This is a genomic window from Lentzea sp. NPDC059081 (assembly GCF_042738015.1).
Lineage (GTDB): Bacteria > Actinomycetota > Actinomycetes > Mycobacteriales > Pseudonocardiaceae > Lentzea.
Map to the genome: position 1 here is coordinate 416,515 of NZ_JBHYGW010000006.1, position 15,274 is coordinate 431,788.

The following is a 15,274-nucleotide window of genomic DNA, read 5'->3' on the forward strand; positions in this document are numbered from 1 at the left end:
GTCAGGCGCCCCGTCGCAGCGGCGGCTCGATGTCGGCGAACAGCGAGTCCACCACCTTCTCGACCGTCGCGCCGTCGAACTGCGCCTCGGCGTGCAGCAGGATCCGGTGCCCCAGCACGGGATGCGCGAGCTCCTGGATGTCGTCCGGCGTCACGTGCCCACGCCCCTGCGACAACGCCCACGTCTTCGCCACCCGCACGTACGCGAGGCACCCGCGCACCGAAACCCCCAGCCGCACAGCTGGATGCGACCGCGACGCCTCGGCGATCCTGCTGACGTACGCGAGCACGACCGGGTCGACGTGCACGTGGTCGGCCAGCGCGGTCAGCTGCGCCACCGCGTTCGCCGCGATGGCCGGCGGCACATTCGCCGACCGGTCCCGCGTCGCCGCGTCGGCCAGCAGCGCCACGGTGGCGTTGTGGTCGGGGTAGCCGATGCTGGTCTTCATCAGGAACCGGTCGAGCTGCGCCTCGGGCAGCCGGTACGTGCCGGCCTGCTCGATCGGGTTCTGCGTGGCGATCACCATGAACGGCGACCCGACCGGGTGCGTCTCGCCGTCGACGGTGATCCTGCCCTCCTCCATGACCTCCAGCAGCGCCGACTGCGTCTTCGGCGACGCGCGGTTGATCTCGTCGGCGAGCACGATCGACCCGAAGATCGGTCCGGGGTGGAACCGGAACACCCCGCGTTGCTGGTCGTAGATCTGCACGCCGGTGACGTCCGACGGCAGCAGGTCCGGCGTGAACTGGATGCGCGCGCTGGTGCCCTGCACGGTGTTGGCCAGGGCCTTCGCCAGCGAGGTCTTGCCGGTGCCGGGGTAGTCCTCCAGCAGCAGGTGGCCGTCGGAGAGGAGAGCGGTGAGCGCCAGGCGGATCACGTGCTCCTTGCCGGAGATGGCGCGGGAGATGTTCAGCACCATTTGCTCGAAGGTCTGCGCGAACAGCCGAGCCTGGTCAGGACTGACGGTCATGGTTGTTCCTTTGCTTTGCTGACGCGATCACCAGGTCATCGATCCCTTGACACCACCACAGGTCACTTCAACCCATTTTCCGGAATATCCGAAATAGTTCTTGGTCTGCCTTCGCTCGTTCGGGCCGAAGGGTTCGACAACGAATCCGTCGGAGCCCATTTGGCTGTTGAAGGTGCAGTTCACGTTCCCGCTGAAGTTCGCGGTCTGCACCACGATGTAGGCGCAATACGACGAGGTGCAGACGCCACTTCCGTTGCAGCCCGTGGCAGGGCACGCGGCCCCCTTCGACACGGTCACGGAGGGTGGCGGCGGAGGCGGTGGCGTGGCCTGCTGCCGGGACTGGTTCAGCGTCGGACGACCGGCGTCCGACACCGTCACGGTCACTGTGACGTTCTGCGAGTAACCGACGTCCTGGCTCCCCGACCAGCTCCACCCACCAACACCCGTGGTGAACGACTGGTTGAACCCGCGGCTCGTCGTCACCTGGACGTTCGCCGGCTTGCCGTTCGGGTTCACCGACACCGAGAAGTTGATGACCGTAGCGTTGTTGTTCGACGTGTTAAGGACGAGGTCGCGCATCGGCCCGTACGTCGTCACCCCAGCGGAAACCGCGCTGTTGCAAGGGTTACCGGCGTACGCCCCACCCCCACTGCCGTTGCACGCCTGCAGGCTGATCGTCACCGGCTGCCCGTTCGGCAACCCGTTGACCGTCTGCGTCGCCCCGGCCTGCCCACCGACCGGGTAAGTCCAGGTCCCGCAAGACCCACCGGACCACGTGCAGCTGACGGTGTTCGACTTGCCGTGCGACGCACCCACGTCGAACCGCAGCGTCGCCTGCCCGTCGGAACCGGTGGCAGTGGCGGAGAACCCGGTGATCGGGTCCGGCGTGGCGGTCGCTTCCATCTGCGCGGCGGCACTGGCCGGCGAGGTGTGCCCGGCCGGTTCGGCCTCCGCGGCGGCGTTGGCGGCGACGACCGAGTAGCTGTAGATCGTGCCGTCGTTCTGCAGTCCGTCGTCGACGCACGTGGTGGCGGTGACCTTGGAGCACACGGTCTTGGTGCCGCCGCCGGTGCGCGTGAGCGTGTACGTAGTAGGGCCAGGACCGTTGGCACCGACGGCACCCCACGACACCGTGACGGCGCGGGTCTGGGCGTTGGCGGCGTTGGAAGCGGTGAAGGTAGGCGCGCCAGGAGCGTCCGGGGCACCGGCCGACTGACCCTCGACGGTGACCGCCGGGCCGGGACCCTGCGAGTTGACCGCGATGATCGTGAAGACGGTGCGGGCGTTGTTGTCGAGCCCGGACGCGGTCACGCTCGTCGCACCGCCCGGCGCGGTCGTGCGACCGCCACCGGACCACGAGATCTCGTGCCGCAGCACGGGTGTGCCCTCGTTGGGTGCCGGGGTCCAGCTGAGCTTCAACGTGCCGTCACGCGGCTCGGACGTGCTGAGACCGGAAACGGCTCCTGGCACGGTGTTCGGCTGGGCGGGCGCGGACGAGCCGCTCGGCTTGCCCCAGCCGACCAGGTTGTGGGCGCGGACGGTGAACGTGTACTGGGTGCCGTTGGACAGGCCCGTGATCGTGCACGGCGACGCGGCGCAGACCTGCTTGCCGCGGCCGTAGTCGACCTCGTAGGAGTCGATCGGGGCGCCGTTGCCCGACGGCGTGCTCCACGACAGTTCGACGACCTTGCTCAGCACCGTGCGGCCGGGCACCGGGACGCCGGGCGCGTCGGGGACGCCGAGCACGTTCAGTCTGATCCGGCCGGTGACCTTGCGGTCGTCGCGGCTGGTGTCGGTCACGTCCGTGACGACGACGTTGAAGTCCATCGCGCCGTGTGCGTCGCTGTTCGGTGTGATGCGCACGGTCGAACCGTCGTTCTTGGCGCTCGCCCCTGCGCCGCTGACCTGGTTCACCGACACGACGGAGACCTTCGGGTCACGCAGCTGCGAGCGCACGTACGAAACGAGGTCGACCGTCGCGGTGTCACCTGCCTTCACACCGTCCAACGTCACCGGCGAGACCGTGGGTGGCAGAGCGGCCGCCACCTTCACGGCGAGCTTGCCCTTCGGACCGTCGCCCGCGCCGACCTCGATCGTCCCGACCGAGCCCGGTTTCGCGCCACCGGCCGCCGTGACGGTCAGCGTGCGTTCGCCGGAGCCCTCCAACGACACCCCGTCGGGCTGTTCGAGCCACGACGCCTGGTACTTGACGTCACCGAGCTTCGAGCGGTCCGCCACCCACACGTGGCACACGGCGGTGACGTCGACCTTGACCGGCAGACCGCCCTCGACGACCGACAGCGCCGACGACGGGCAGCGCAGCACCGGTGTGTCGGGACCGACCTGCACGGGCACCGTGACCAGGCCGACCTTCGCCTCGGGATCGGTGAGCGAGGTGCCGTCGGTGACCTCGAACGTCACCGCGGCCGGTCCGACGTAACCGTCCTTCGCCGTCAGCACCAAGCCCGTGTCGCCCTCGTTGCGGACCTCGAGACCCCGTGGTGCCGCAGTCACCTTGTCGACGGTCGTGAGCTTCGGCTGCTTGCCCGACGGGACGTCGACGTAGTCCTTCACCTGCACGGAGATCGAGCCGTCCGCCGGCACGGTGATCAGCTTGTCCGGGATGGCCCGCGGCGCTCCGGTGCCCTTCGACGGCACGTGGATCAGCCCCGCGGCCGTCGCGCCGGAGGCATCCTTGGCCTCGTAGACGAACACCCGCGGGTGGTCGCCGACCGGCACGGTGACCTTGCGCCCGGACACCTTGGCCTGGTCGTGGAAGACCTTGGTGATCTCGACCTCGTCGACCGGCCCGTCCGCATCGGAGAGCGCGGATGCGAGGTCGACGTCGACCGTGCTGTCCTCCTTCTTCACCACCGGGAAGAGCTCGCCCGCGACCGGCGGGACCGCGTAGTCGTCCCGGCTGCGCACGGTCAGTGTCGCGACCGACGGCTGGCCGAGGCCGTTGGTGATGGCGTAGGCGATGACCAACGGCTTGCCGGTGAGATCCGGCGCGGTCAGCTCAATGCGGCCGTCGGTCGCCTTCACGTCACCGGGCAGCGACGGGTTGCGGGAGCTCAACGGCTCAACAGTCACCGTGTCGCCCGGCGCGCGCACGTCGTTCGTCAGCACGTTGACCGCCACACGCGCGCCGGGTGCGGCCGTCACGACGTCGTCCACGGCGACCGGAGGCTGCGGATCTCCTGGCGGCACAACGGCGACACGGACCAACGACTGACCAGTGCGCCCGTACGCGTCCGTGACCACGAACCCGAACGTGTCCGTGCCGTTGGACGTGGGGAACGCTTCGTACGTGAGGCTCGTGCTGGCGATCCCGACGACACGGCCGATCGTCGGCGCGGAAGCGATACCGGTGACAGCGACCGAGTCACCGTCCGGGTCGGCACCGCTGGACGGCACGGTGATCGTCACGCGGTCCCCCGCGACGACCCGCACCTCGACGGGTTCCGGCGCGGGCGGCTGGTTCGGGTTGGTCGGCGTGGGCGCCGGGTTCACGGTGACCTGCGCGTGCCCGACGGCCTGGTCGCCATCCGGGTTCTGCACCACGTACGAGATCTCGGCGGTGAGCGGTGTGTCGACGCGATCCGGTGCCACATAACGGACCACGTCACCGGAGACGTACGCGGTGCCGGCGTCGCGGCCGTCCTGCGTCCGGACGGTCAGCCGCCCGTTGCCCGGCGCGCCCTGCACGTTGGCCTGCAACGTCAACGGCGCTCCGGCGGGCGAGATGTCGTTGTCCAGCACCGGGATCGTCGTGGAGTCACCGGCGCGCGCCGCCGCCCGGTCGTCCTTCGGCACCGGGGTGTCGTCGGCCGGCGGCGGCAGCTGGGTGACGGTGACCTCGCCGGTGACGGGACCGGTCACGCCGTCCGTCACGGTGTAGCGCACGACCTGCGGGTTGCGGTCGAGGGCGGGCGCGGTGGCGTTGATCCGCAGCCACCGGCCCTTGACGACGGCGACCTCCAGCTGGCCGGACGTGCTCTCGGCGTGCTGGACGCCGAGCAGCGACCCCGCCGGGCTGAAGTCGTTGGCCAGCACGTCGGTGACGACCGGTTCCTGGCCGCGCACGACCGCGTTGTCCGGCATCGCGACCGGCGGCAGCGGCGAGGCGGGCGCGGCGGCGACGTCGATCCGGATGGCGCCCTTCGCGAACGGCGCGTTGCCGAACGCGGCGGTGTAGTCGAGCGGGAACGTGCCCGGCTTCGTGGCGGTCAGCGTCACGAGACCGGTCTTGGTGTCGGTCATGATCGTCGCGCCGGCGATCGGGGCCACGTCGGCCGCGAGCCGGAGCACGGCCGCGGGATCGACCGGGTCCGCGCCGGGCAGGTCGTTCTCCAGCGGGCGGACGAGCACCGGCGTGCCGACCTGACCTCGTGCCACGTCCGGGCGGGCGACCGGCGGCAACGCGGCGGGAGCGGCCGCGTCGAGCACGCGGACGCGTTCGGCACCGGCCACGGCGTTCGCGATGCCGTCGGTGACCTTGTAGTCGACCTGCTGCTGCCCGGCGGGCACCGGCGCCGCGTACTCGACGAACCCGGTGGTCGTGGTGGTCGCGACACCGGCCTTCGCGGCCGCCTCGGTGAGCACGACCGGGTCGCCGTCGAAGTCGCGCCAGTCCGCGAGCACCGGCATCGTCAGCCGGCCGCCGGACGCGACGGACCACTCGTGCGGCTCCGCGCCCTTGCGCACGGCGGGTGCCTCGTTCTGGGTGGCAGTGCGGACCTGCACGGTGACGGCGGCCGTCGCGTTGAGGCCCTTGCCGTCGTCCACCGTGTACTTGAAGTGCGCGTCCTGGGCCTGCTCCGGCAGCGTCACCTCGACGGTCTGGCCGTCCGGGGCGATGGCGAGCGCGACGTCCTTGCGGTCGAGATCGCTGACCGCCGTGACGGACAGGATGTTGCCGGCGGGGTCGGAGTCGTTGTCGAGCACGTGCAGGACGGTCGTGCGGCCCGGCCGTGCGCCGAGGGTGTCGTCGGTGGCTTTCGGCGGCTTGTCCTTGGCCGACTCGGTGGTGTTCTCGTTCTTCTCCTTGTCGCTGGAGTTCTGCTCCGGCGGTGGTTTCACCGACTGCCAGTCGTCGACCTTGCGCTGGGTGCTCAGGTCCCACACCGCGCCGGTCGCGACGTCGTTGAGCACGATCGCCTTGCGGTTCATCCGGAACACCGGCTGCACCAACGCCTTCGCGTCCTTGATGTTGCCGGCCGACGCCTTCTTCCCGTCGCACGAACGGAAGTAGCCGCCGGACGCGCCCGCCCACGCCGCGTGCACGCACTCGCCGAGCCGCACCGGTTCGGCGGGAGCACCGTTGACGCCCTCGTGCAGAACGGCCGTGCCGTCACCGTCGAGGTCGAACGTCTTGAGCTCGCTCTTGGTGGCCACGACGACCGCGGCCGCCTCCGGTCCGGCGTGCTGCAGGACGGACTCCCGGCCGGCCTGAGCGGTGGCGCCGCCGGGGAGGAAGAGGGTGCCGGACTCGGCGTCGAGGACCACGGCCTCGCCGCCGACCGCGGTGATCTTCGGATCCTTCGGCTTCCTGCTCAGCTCGCCGTACTCGGGTTCGCCGAACGCGGTGCCCTGTGCCGTCACCCGTGCCGTGCGGCCGTTGGCGGACACGACGTGCACCGTGCCGTCCAGACCGACGGCGAGGGCCGCGGTGTCGGCCGCGTCCAGGGTGGCGAGCGGCGTGGTCTCCTGGCTCAACTGGTCGAGCGCGCTCACACCGGCCTCGACGTCGACCCTGCTCGCCCACACCTTGCCCGCGGCGGGGTCGAGCACGGCGAGCGTGCCGCCCGCGAGCGCGACCTGCCCGCCGCTGGGCAACGCCAGTCCGTGGTCACCCGACGTCACCGAGCGGGCGACGTCGACCGGGTAGAGCTTGCCGCCCGCGCGGTCCCTCGCAACCACGGCGGCGGCGTCCTGGACGACGTCGAGCTGGTAGTTCCGTTGCGCTCCACCCGGCGGGTTGAAGGCGGCGTCGAGCGACCCGACCGGTTTGTTGAGCCTGCCGAACAACCCGTCGCGGTCGCTGGTGACCCAGACGCCGCCGTCGTTCAGGTCGACCTGGCGCACCGGATTCCCGGTGGACGTGAACGCGTACGCGACTAGTGAGGCAGCGGCGAGGACGAGCACCGTTCCGGACGCGAGCGTGGTCCGGTGCCTCCGAAAGAATCCCACTGTTTCCCTCACTGCGGTCGCGTGCGTTCGCCGGCGGTTCGGTCAACCGCCTATCGGGCCGATCCTCGAATTCGTTGCAGCATTCACCCGAATGCGGTGAACGCTTTATCCGCAGCTCTCCTGCGACCAGTCCGCGGTCGCGTTGCCACCGTCCGCGCGCACCACTTTCACCTGCAGGCACACTGGATTCGCGCCTTCCACGTCGACCTGCGGCTGCTTCTCCACACCGCTGCGCACACCGTCGGAGGTGCGCCAGGAGAACGTGTCGGTCGCCTGCTGGGCCGAGTAATTCCACGTGAAGCGGACGGTTTTCCCGTCCAGCCTGGTCGCGGTGATCGCCGGCCTGCCCGGCGGCGCGTCACCGGCACCCGCGTTCTGGTCGGGGACGTCGGCGATCGTGGCCACCACCGGACCACCTCCGCCCTTGTCCTCGCCGGACAACAGGAAGATCCCCACCCCGACGATCGCGACGGCGGCCAGCGCACCCGCCGCGTAGAGGGGCCAGCGCTTCGGGGCTCCTGACTCCACAGTGGACGATTTTGGCATGACGGTGGGCTTGGCCGGCCTGACGGTCGTCTGCGCCGGCCCGACCGTCCGCGCTGGCCTGACAGCCGTCTGCGGCGACTGGGTCACGCTGCGGGGCAACGGTGGCTCGTACTCCGCCACCGGGGTCAGCTTGCGTTGCGTAGGCGGCGAGATCGGCGGCGGAGGCGCGACGAACGCCGCGCGCACCGGTTCGGGCTCGGGTGCGGAGACGGGCGTCAGCTCCAGCTCGGTCTCGCGGAACCGTTGCGCCTTCTGGATCCGCTGCAACCCGGCGGCGAACTCGTGCAACGACCCCGGTCGTGCCGCCGGGTTCTTCGACAGGGCCCGCAGCAGCAACCGTTGCAGGTCCGCGGGTCCCGTCAGGCCGTTCGGCAGCCAGCCGCTGACGATCCGCTGCTCGATCGCGTCCGAGGAGTTGTCCGCGCCGGGAGGCATGAACGGCGAGTGCCCCACCATGAGGTGCCACAACGTCGCGGCGAACGAGAACACCTCGGACGGGATCCCGTCCCGTTCCACGGCGGACCGGTCGAGCAGCTCCGGCGCCGACCACGGCAGGGACAGCGCGACCTCGGCGTCCGCGTCGCGTTCGGCGAGGCGGCTCGCGATGCCGAAGTCGGTGAGGCACGGCCGCTGGTACTCGTTCATCAGCACGTTGGCGGGCTTGATGTCGCGGTGCAGCATGCCGCGTTCGTGCGCGGTCTCGATCGCGCCGGCGACCTGCACGCCGATGTCGAGGACCTCCTTGAGCGACAACGGTGCCCGGCCGGCGACCTTCGCCAGGTCGCCGCCGGGGCAGTACTCCATGACCAGGTACGGCCGTCCGTCGGCGGCGGTGCCCGTGCCGTACACCGTGACGACGTTGGGGTGCTTGCGCAGCTTCGCCATCGACTCGCCCTCGGCGATGAACCGCTCCCGCACCGCGTCCGACAGGACGGCCGACTTGGGCACCTTGACCGCGACGTCGTCCTTGAGGTTGCGGTCGTAGTAGCGGTGCACCATCGCGAACCCGCCGGCGCCGATGTCACCGCGGTACTCGAAGTGCGGGATCTCCGGCGGTCCCTGGCTCATCCGGTCACCTCGAAGGTGAAGTAGACCTGGTCGCCGAGCGTCACGCGGGTGCCGGGCGTGAGGAACTGCTCGATGTGCGGGGCGAGCTTCTCGGGCGGGCAGCCGGGGCGGGACACCGTCGTGCCGTTCGTCGAGCCCAGGTCGCGCACCAGCACGTCCCAGCCGGAGAGCCGGACGTCCACGTGCGTCCGCGAGATGTCCGTGTCGTTCTCCCTGCCGACCTGCACGAGGTTCGCGCCCCGGACGTCCCCGCTCGGGTCGCGGCCCATCACCACGTCACGGTCGAGCGCGATGGTGTCCCCGTTGGACAGTCGCAGCAGGCCGAGCACCGGCATCGCCAGCATCGCCGCGTCCTGGTGCGGCAGCGGCACTTCGCACACCCGGCAGTGCACCGCGTAGTCGGAGCTGAGGTGCCCGGCCGGGCACCGCTTCGCGCGGGCGAGCCGCGCTCCCCCGGTCCTGCCTGCGTGCAGCATCCGCGTGTCGTTGGGCGAGGCGTTGCTGCGCAACACGGTCTGGGTGACGGGCTCGGGTTCCGGTTCGGCCCAGGCGGGTGCGGGCGCCGCGGGCTGGGGTGCCCAGTCGAAGGACTGGATGACCCCGGTCATCTGGGTGACCTGCGGGACCGGCGGCGGCGCCTGCTCGCGAACGGGTTCCTCCTGCACCACCACGGTGTGCTCGACCACCTCGGGCGGCGGCGCGGGGACGACCACCTCGGGAACGACGACGTCGGGAACGGCCACCACGGGCTCGGCAGGCTGAGGCAGCGAAACGGGGACGTCGGTCAACGTCACCACGAGCTCGCTCGCCAACACCACACCGGCGTGCACCGGCAGTGAGGAACCACCGGACCCGATCGCGACCCGCAGCCGTGCCACGTCCTCCAGGTTGCGGTCGACCCACGTCCCCACACCGGCAGCGCTGATCTCCTCGACGTCTCCGGCCTCGCGCATGACCTGCAACCGCGCCCCGCCGCGCACCACAGCACGCTTCTCGCCGGCGGCGAACCGCACGAGCGCGAACCCGCTCACCGCGCGGAAGCCCTCGTCCATGATCGCCGCGATCACCTCGTCCAGCGGCTGGTCCGACCGCACGAGCTCCCAGCAACGGCGCACCAGCTCGGTCTCGGGTGCCACGGCCAGCAGGAGCCACGTGCTCTCCCCCACCACGGCGACCCACGTGCCCGGCACGTACTCGACGGCGGTCATCGCGGGCTCCGCGGCAGGGTGTCGCAAGTGGACTCGACGACGGCCGGGTAGTCGACGACGAGCGCCGTCACGTTGTCGCGCGCCCCGGCGGCGACGGCCCGGCCGACGAGCGCCGCGGCGGCGCCCTCCGCGTCGGCGTGCGACCTGAGCACGTCCTCGATCTCGCCGTCCGCCACCTCGTTGGTCAGCCCGTCCGTGCAGATGACGAACCGCTCACCGGCGTGCGGCGGGAACAGCCACAGGTCGGGGTCGGAGATGCCGGCGCTGCCCAGCACGCGGGTCACGACGTGCCGGCGCGGGTAGGTCCTGACCTCGTCCGCCGTCAGCAGGCCCGCCTCGACGAGCTCCTGCGCCTCGGAGTGGTCGACGGTGAGCTGGGTGAGCTCCGCGCCGTCGAACCGGTAGACCCGCGAGTCGCCGACGTTGAAGACGACCCAGTGCGGCCGCTCGGACACCGTGACGAGCGCGATGCCGGACACCGTGGTCATGCCACCGTGGTCGGCCTCCTCGAGCGACCTGCCGGCGGCGGCGAGCGTCGCGCGGACGTCGTCCAGCCCGTGCCCGTCCAGCTCGTCGAGCTGCCGCAACCGGGCGACGAGATGAGCGCTCGCCACCTCACCGGCCGCGTGCCCGCCCACGCCGTCCGCCACCGCGAACACCCTGCGGCCCGCGATGGCGTTGTCCTCGTTGACTTCCCGCACCACACCGGGATGCGTCGTGACGCCGGTGCGAATCACCACGCTCACCCGCTTCCTCCGTTCGCCCGTTCGGACCTCTCATCGTTCGGTGACGGCCGGGCGTTAGGCGGAAAAGAGGACAAAAAATGGCCACGGGAAACGAGAAACGTCCGAGGCCCCCGCGGCGATGGTTCATCGGCCCTCGTGGCCCGCGGACGACGAGGAGGACGTGATCGAACCTGATCAGCGAGGCGGCGACGGAGCCTGGACGCACAACCGGGTGGACCAGAACCTCGGAAACTCCATCCAGACGGGTGAAGCTCGGGGCGACGTGAACGTCGGCACGTCCACCTACCACTCGCGCACGACGACGGTCAGCCTCTCCGCCGTCGGAGTGGTCATCGGCGTGGTGATGACCGTGGTCATCGGCCTGGTGGTGTGGAAGGTGCTGGCAACCGACGACCCGTTTCCCGGCCCGACACCACCGACCTCGTCGGTCCCCGCGCAGGGCAGCGCCACGGCCACGCGAGAAGTGCGCCTGCAGCCCAAGACCGGTGTCGACGTCGACGGGGACGACCCCACGGCCAGACGCGTGGAGGGGGCCACCGGGGAAACCGACCTGTACCTGACCGAGTTCAGCCTGCTCAACGCCAACGGAAGCGGTTTCTCCGATGACCGGGGCCCGGAGCAGGAGGCGCGGAAGCGGTGCACCGAGGCCGTCGCCCACGGGGACAACAGCACCACCTCCGTGTTCCCCGGCACGGTCGGAACGCAGTACTGCTTCGTCACCTCAGCGGGCCGCGTGGGCTGGCTGCGCATCAAGGCCACCACGGCGTCGAAGTTCGACTCGTCGGCGGCCGTGGTCTTCGCGGTCCACGCGTGGCAGCCGTGAGGTGCCCTGGTCAGCGCGTCCTGGCCTTCGCGGCGCCGATCACCGACGGGGGCAGGTTCTCGCCGGGCAGCTCGAACAGGTCGCCGCCCATGACGTAGCTGGCGGAACGGTGCTCCTTGTCGTCCTCGCCCTTGCCACCACCGGGAGCGCCACCCATCGGGGCACCGCCCATGCCGGCACCCGCCGCGGACGCACCGCCGGGTCCGGTCATGCCCATCGGCACGCCGCCGCGCATCTGGCTCTGCACACCCGCGGCACCGCCGGACGTCATCGAACCGCCCGCACCACCGCCGCCTCCCGCGCCACCACCGAACGCGCCACCGCCACCACCGGCGCCCATCGAGGGCGTGAACGGCATCGGGCCGCCCTTCACACCGGCACCACCACCGCCACCCGCGCCACCGCCGCCGGGCCCGCCGAACCCACCAGGCCTACCGAAACCGCCAGGACCGCCGGGACCGGTGAAGCCCGGCGCCGTCGGGGTGAACTTGGGATTCTGCGGCGTGTACTGGCTTTCGCCGCCCTTGTTCGTGGTGCTGCCAGGCGTGAAGCCGCCCATCTGAGGCGTGTAGGTGCTGCCGGCGCCACTGGTGTACGTGCTGCCGCTGCCGGCTGCCGGCGAATAGCCCGGCGCAGAAGGCGTGTACGCGGCCGCGGCATTGGTGGTGCCCGGGTTGTAGCTCGGCATCTGCGGCGGGTAGCCACCACCGGAGCCGCCACCCGCAGGAGCCGACGGTGAGTACGCGACCGGCTGGTTCGCACCCGCGCCACCACCGGCGCCCGCCCCACCGCCGACCGCGGGCGGGGCCGCCACGGCACGATCACTCGCGGCCTGCGTGGACATGAACGAGTCGACGCCACCCAGCGCGGGCGCGGCACCCGAACGCGCCACGGCCATGACCGGTTCCTCGATCTGGCCGGTGTTCGGGTTGAACGGCGGCGTGAAGGCCGGCACGGACGAGTCGATCTGCCGCGACTGGCTCTCCATCGCGGTCATCACCGACACCGCTTCGTCATGCGCCGCACGGGACACGACGTTCGCGATGGCGATGTCCACAGTGGCCAGCACGAACGCGGGCGTGCCCGGCTGCGCCAACGCCGCCGCGGCCCGGTCCCAGTCGAACTCGACGGGCGCGGGCATCTGCGCGCGGGCGGACTCCATCACACGGCCCTGGTCGGCGACCTTGGTGCCGACCTCGACGGCCGTCCGCGCCGTCTGGTCGACCCAGTCCCCGAGCTTCTTCATCGCGTCCCGCGCGGCCTCGGCTGCCCCGCCCGTCCACCTGGACTCCGACGCGGTGATCACGGAGTTGATCACCCGTGACGCCTCGGTCAGCTCGCTGCCGTACTTGCCCCAGTCCGAGCTGATCTGCCCGGCCTGACCGGGGTCGTTGTTGTTGTGCACCGCGGCGAACAGCTCCTGGTGCGACCGCGACGCCCAGTTCTGCGGGTCCGTGAGGACCGGGACGTTCTCGACCTCGCGGAGGTCGCTCTCCTGGACCATGACCGGCCCGCCTCTCGACTCGTTCGGCACGGGCTCAGCCCACACCCATGTGCTTCTTCAGTTCGGCCTGCTGCTCCTCGTCGAGGCGCGTGAAGTTCTCGATCGCCTCCACGATCGAGTTCTTCGTCTGCTCCAGCACGGTCCGGTACGCCGTCATGACGCTGACGAACGAGTACTGCTCACCCTCCGCCCGGTCGGCGAACTTCTCGCGCATCGCGTCACCGACCGGGTTCGCGCCGAGCGCGGCCGGCCGGGCGATGCTGGTGTTCGCGCGCTCGAGCCACGAGTCGACCTGGTCGATCTGGGCCTGGAACTGCTTGCGGAGCTCCTCCCCCGCCTCCGGGTCGAGCTGCACCTGACCCGAGGAGACGGTGTCCTTGAGCGGGACAGCGTCGTTGGCACCGACGACGTACATGCGAACCCGTCCTCCCGTGGTCGTTGCGGCACAGCCACATCCGGCCGCCACCGGTCACACGGACGGGGGCTCACCACGGTTCACCGCGGAGACGCACGTCATACCGGCGCGTCGCCGCTGCCCGTGACAGCGACGACGGGCAGCGGCGACCCGGTCACCTCCAGTACGAGCGGTCAGCGGCCATCCGGACCCGGTCCGCCTTGTCCCGCCCACCCCCGTCGGCCGGCGTCGACGGACGGGGCTCGTCCGCGCACTCCGACCTCGACGGCGGCAGCACGCCGTTGATCAGGTAGTCGTCGACCTTCGCCGTGACGCACGGGTTGGAGCCGTAGTGCCCGTGCCGTCCGCTGTCCCGCACCGAGATCAGCTGGTCACCCAGCCGAGCTGCCATCGCGGGCCCGCCGTCGTACTGGGTCGCGGGGTCGCCGTCGGCCTGGACCACCAGCCCGGCCGGGTACCCGGCGCGCCGCAGCGGGACCAGCGGCTCCGGCGGGGTGAACGAGCGGAACGTGCAGTTGGTCGGCGCCGCGCTGATCACGCCGCTGCCGTTGCCGTCGACCCACGGTGAGTGCTCGCGGACGGCCCGCATGTCCTCGTAGTACGCGGCGAGGTCGGTCGGCCAGTCGGCCTCGCAGGTCACGGTGTCGTAGACGCCGTCGTCTACCTTGGCGATCCCGCGAACCAGGCTCACCGCGGTGCTCGCGTCCGCGGACATCGCCGTGCCGTCCGCCACGGCCCGACGTACCTCCGCGACGACCTCGGCGGTCACGTCCCAGACCGAGCGCGGCTGGGTGGCGAGGGCCAGGAACCGGTCCAGCACGGTGCGGTCGAAGCTGCGCGGCCAGTAGGTGGGCCAGTTCTCCGGACGATCGCGGGTGAACGGAACCGGCGTGTCCGCCAGCCGGGCAGCCAGTTCCTCGATGGTCGCCAGCACCGCGGACCGGGTCGTGCCGAGGTGGTAGGTGCCGTCGCGCTGCGCCACCCAGTCCGTCCACTGCTCGACGTTGAACCGCGCCGCCACCGACTGCTGTCGGCCCTGGTCCCGCCAGGGCCAGTCCGGGTGGATCGACGAATCGAGCACGCTGCGGTTCAACCGGTGGGGGAACAGGCTGCCGTAGACGGCTCCCAGGTAGGTGCCGTAGGAGTAGCCGACGTAGTTGATCTTCCGTTCGCTCAGCGCGGTGCGGATGACGTCCATGTCACGAGCCGTGTTGGCGGTGTTGATGAACGGCCGGATGCCGCCACCCGCCCGCCGGCACGCGTCCTCGTGGGCGCGGGCGTACTCGGTGAACGCGACGAACTCCGCGTCAGTCGGCCGCGAGGTGCGTGGCCGAGTGTCGGGGATCCGCTCGCACTTCACCGCGCTGGACCGCCCTACTCCTCGCGGGTCGAACCCGATGATGTCGTAGTGCTTCGCGAGCTCCGACCCGCGCAGCGCCAAGGGCATGCTCAGCCCGCCGCCGCCGGGACCACCGGGGTTGAACAGCACGACTCCCTTGCGCAGCACGGGATCCCCCGCTTTCAGGCGGCTGATCCCGATGCGGAGGCTGCCGTCCTGCGGCCTGCGGTGGTCCACCGGGACGATCACGGTGGCGCACTCGATGTACTTCCACTGCCCCTTCCACAGGTCGAAGCTGATGCCGTTGTCGGGTTCCTCCGAGGGGTCCGGCGGCGGAGGTTCCGCGCACGGGCTCCACTCGACCCCCCGATCGGCCGCGGCCGGGACGGGCATGCCCGCCGCCAGGACCACGATCATGCTGGTGCACAACAACTTTCTGAACACGACACTCCTCACTGGGAAA

9 protein-coding genes are annotated in these 15,274 nt (G+C 70.9%); 1 reads left to right on the forward strand and 8 read right to left on the reverse strand.

All coding sequences use genetic code 11. The features are described from left to right. Window position 1 precedes the first annotated feature (1 nt). The 5 genes from ACFWV3_RS17365 to ACFWV3_RS17385 form a co-directional block, all read right to left on the reverse strand. Window positions 2-970, reverse strand: a complete 969-nt coding sequence (locus ACFWV3_RS17365) for an AAA family ATPase (RefSeq protein WP_382412274.1) — start codon at window positions 968-970, stop codon at window positions 2-4. Window positions 971-997: 27 nt separating this feature from the next. Continuing rightward, window positions 998-7,162, reverse strand: coding sequence for an Ig-like domain-containing protein (locus tag ACFWV3_RS17370; RefSeq protein ID WP_382412275.1), 6,165 nt, complete (start codon window positions 7,160-7,162; stop codon window positions 998-1,000). A 105-nt stretch (window positions 7,163-7,267) separates the two neighbouring features. Continuing rightward, window positions 7,268-8,776 (reverse strand): serine/threonine-protein kinase, encoded by a 1,509-nt coding sequence (locus ACFWV3_RS17375; RefSeq protein ID WP_382412276.1) that lies wholly within the window; start codon window positions 8,774-8,776, stop codon window positions 7,268-7,270. Continuing rightward, entirely contained in the window at window positions 8,773-9,984 is a 1,212-nt protein-coding gene (locus ACFWV3_RS17380) for an FHA domain-containing protein (RefSeq protein ID WP_382412277.1), read from the reverse strand. The genes ACFWV3_RS17375 and ACFWV3_RS17380 overlap by 4 nt, the downstream gene beginning before the upstream one ends. Further along, window positions 9,981-10,730, reverse strand: a complete 750-nt coding sequence (locus tag ACFWV3_RS17385; protein ID WP_382412279.1) for a PP2C family protein-serine/threonine phosphatase — start codon at window positions 10,728-10,730, stop codon at window positions 9,981-9,983. The genes ACFWV3_RS17380 and ACFWV3_RS17385 overlap by 4 nt, the downstream gene beginning before the upstream one ends. A gap of 160 nt (window positions 10,731-10,890) precedes the next feature. On the opposite strand from ACFWV3_RS17385, the gene ACFWV3_RS17390 reads away from it, so the two are divergent. Next, window positions 10,891-11,553 carry a hypothetical protein gene (locus tag ACFWV3_RS17390; protein WP_382412280.1) on the forward strand — a complete coding sequence of 221 codons (663 nt, stop codon included), beginning with the start codon at window positions 10,891-10,893 and terminating at the stop codon, window positions 11,551-11,553. Between the two features lie 10 nt (window positions 11,554-11,563). On the opposite strand, the gene ACFWV3_RS17395 is transcribed toward ACFWV3_RS17390, so the two are convergent. The 3 genes from ACFWV3_RS17395 to ACFWV3_RS17405 all read right to left on the reverse strand — a co-directional run bounded on the left by ACFWV3_RS17395 (window position 11,564) and on the right by ACFWV3_RS17405 (window position 15,255). Beyond that, window positions 11,564-13,102: a WXG100 family type VII secretion target gene (locus tag ACFWV3_RS17395; RefSeq protein WP_382412281.1), complete on the reverse strand. Its 1,539-nt coding sequence runs from the start codon at window positions 13,100-13,102 to the stop codon at window positions 11,564-11,566. Further along, window positions 13,092-13,472, reverse strand: coding sequence for a hypothetical protein (locus ACFWV3_RS17400; protein ID WP_382412283.1), 381 nt, complete (start codon window positions 13,470-13,472; stop codon window positions 13,092-13,094). Before ACFWV3_RS17400 ends, ACFWV3_RS17395 begins: the two co-directional genes overlap by 11 nt. A 154-nt stretch (window positions 13,473-13,626) precedes the next feature. After that, window positions 13,627-15,255: an alpha/beta fold hydrolase gene (locus ACFWV3_RS17405; RefSeq protein ID WP_382412284.1), complete on the reverse strand. Its 1,629-nt coding sequence runs from the start codon at window positions 15,253-15,255 to the stop codon at window positions 13,627-13,629. Between the last annotated feature and the right edge of the window lie 19 nt (window positions 15,256-15,274).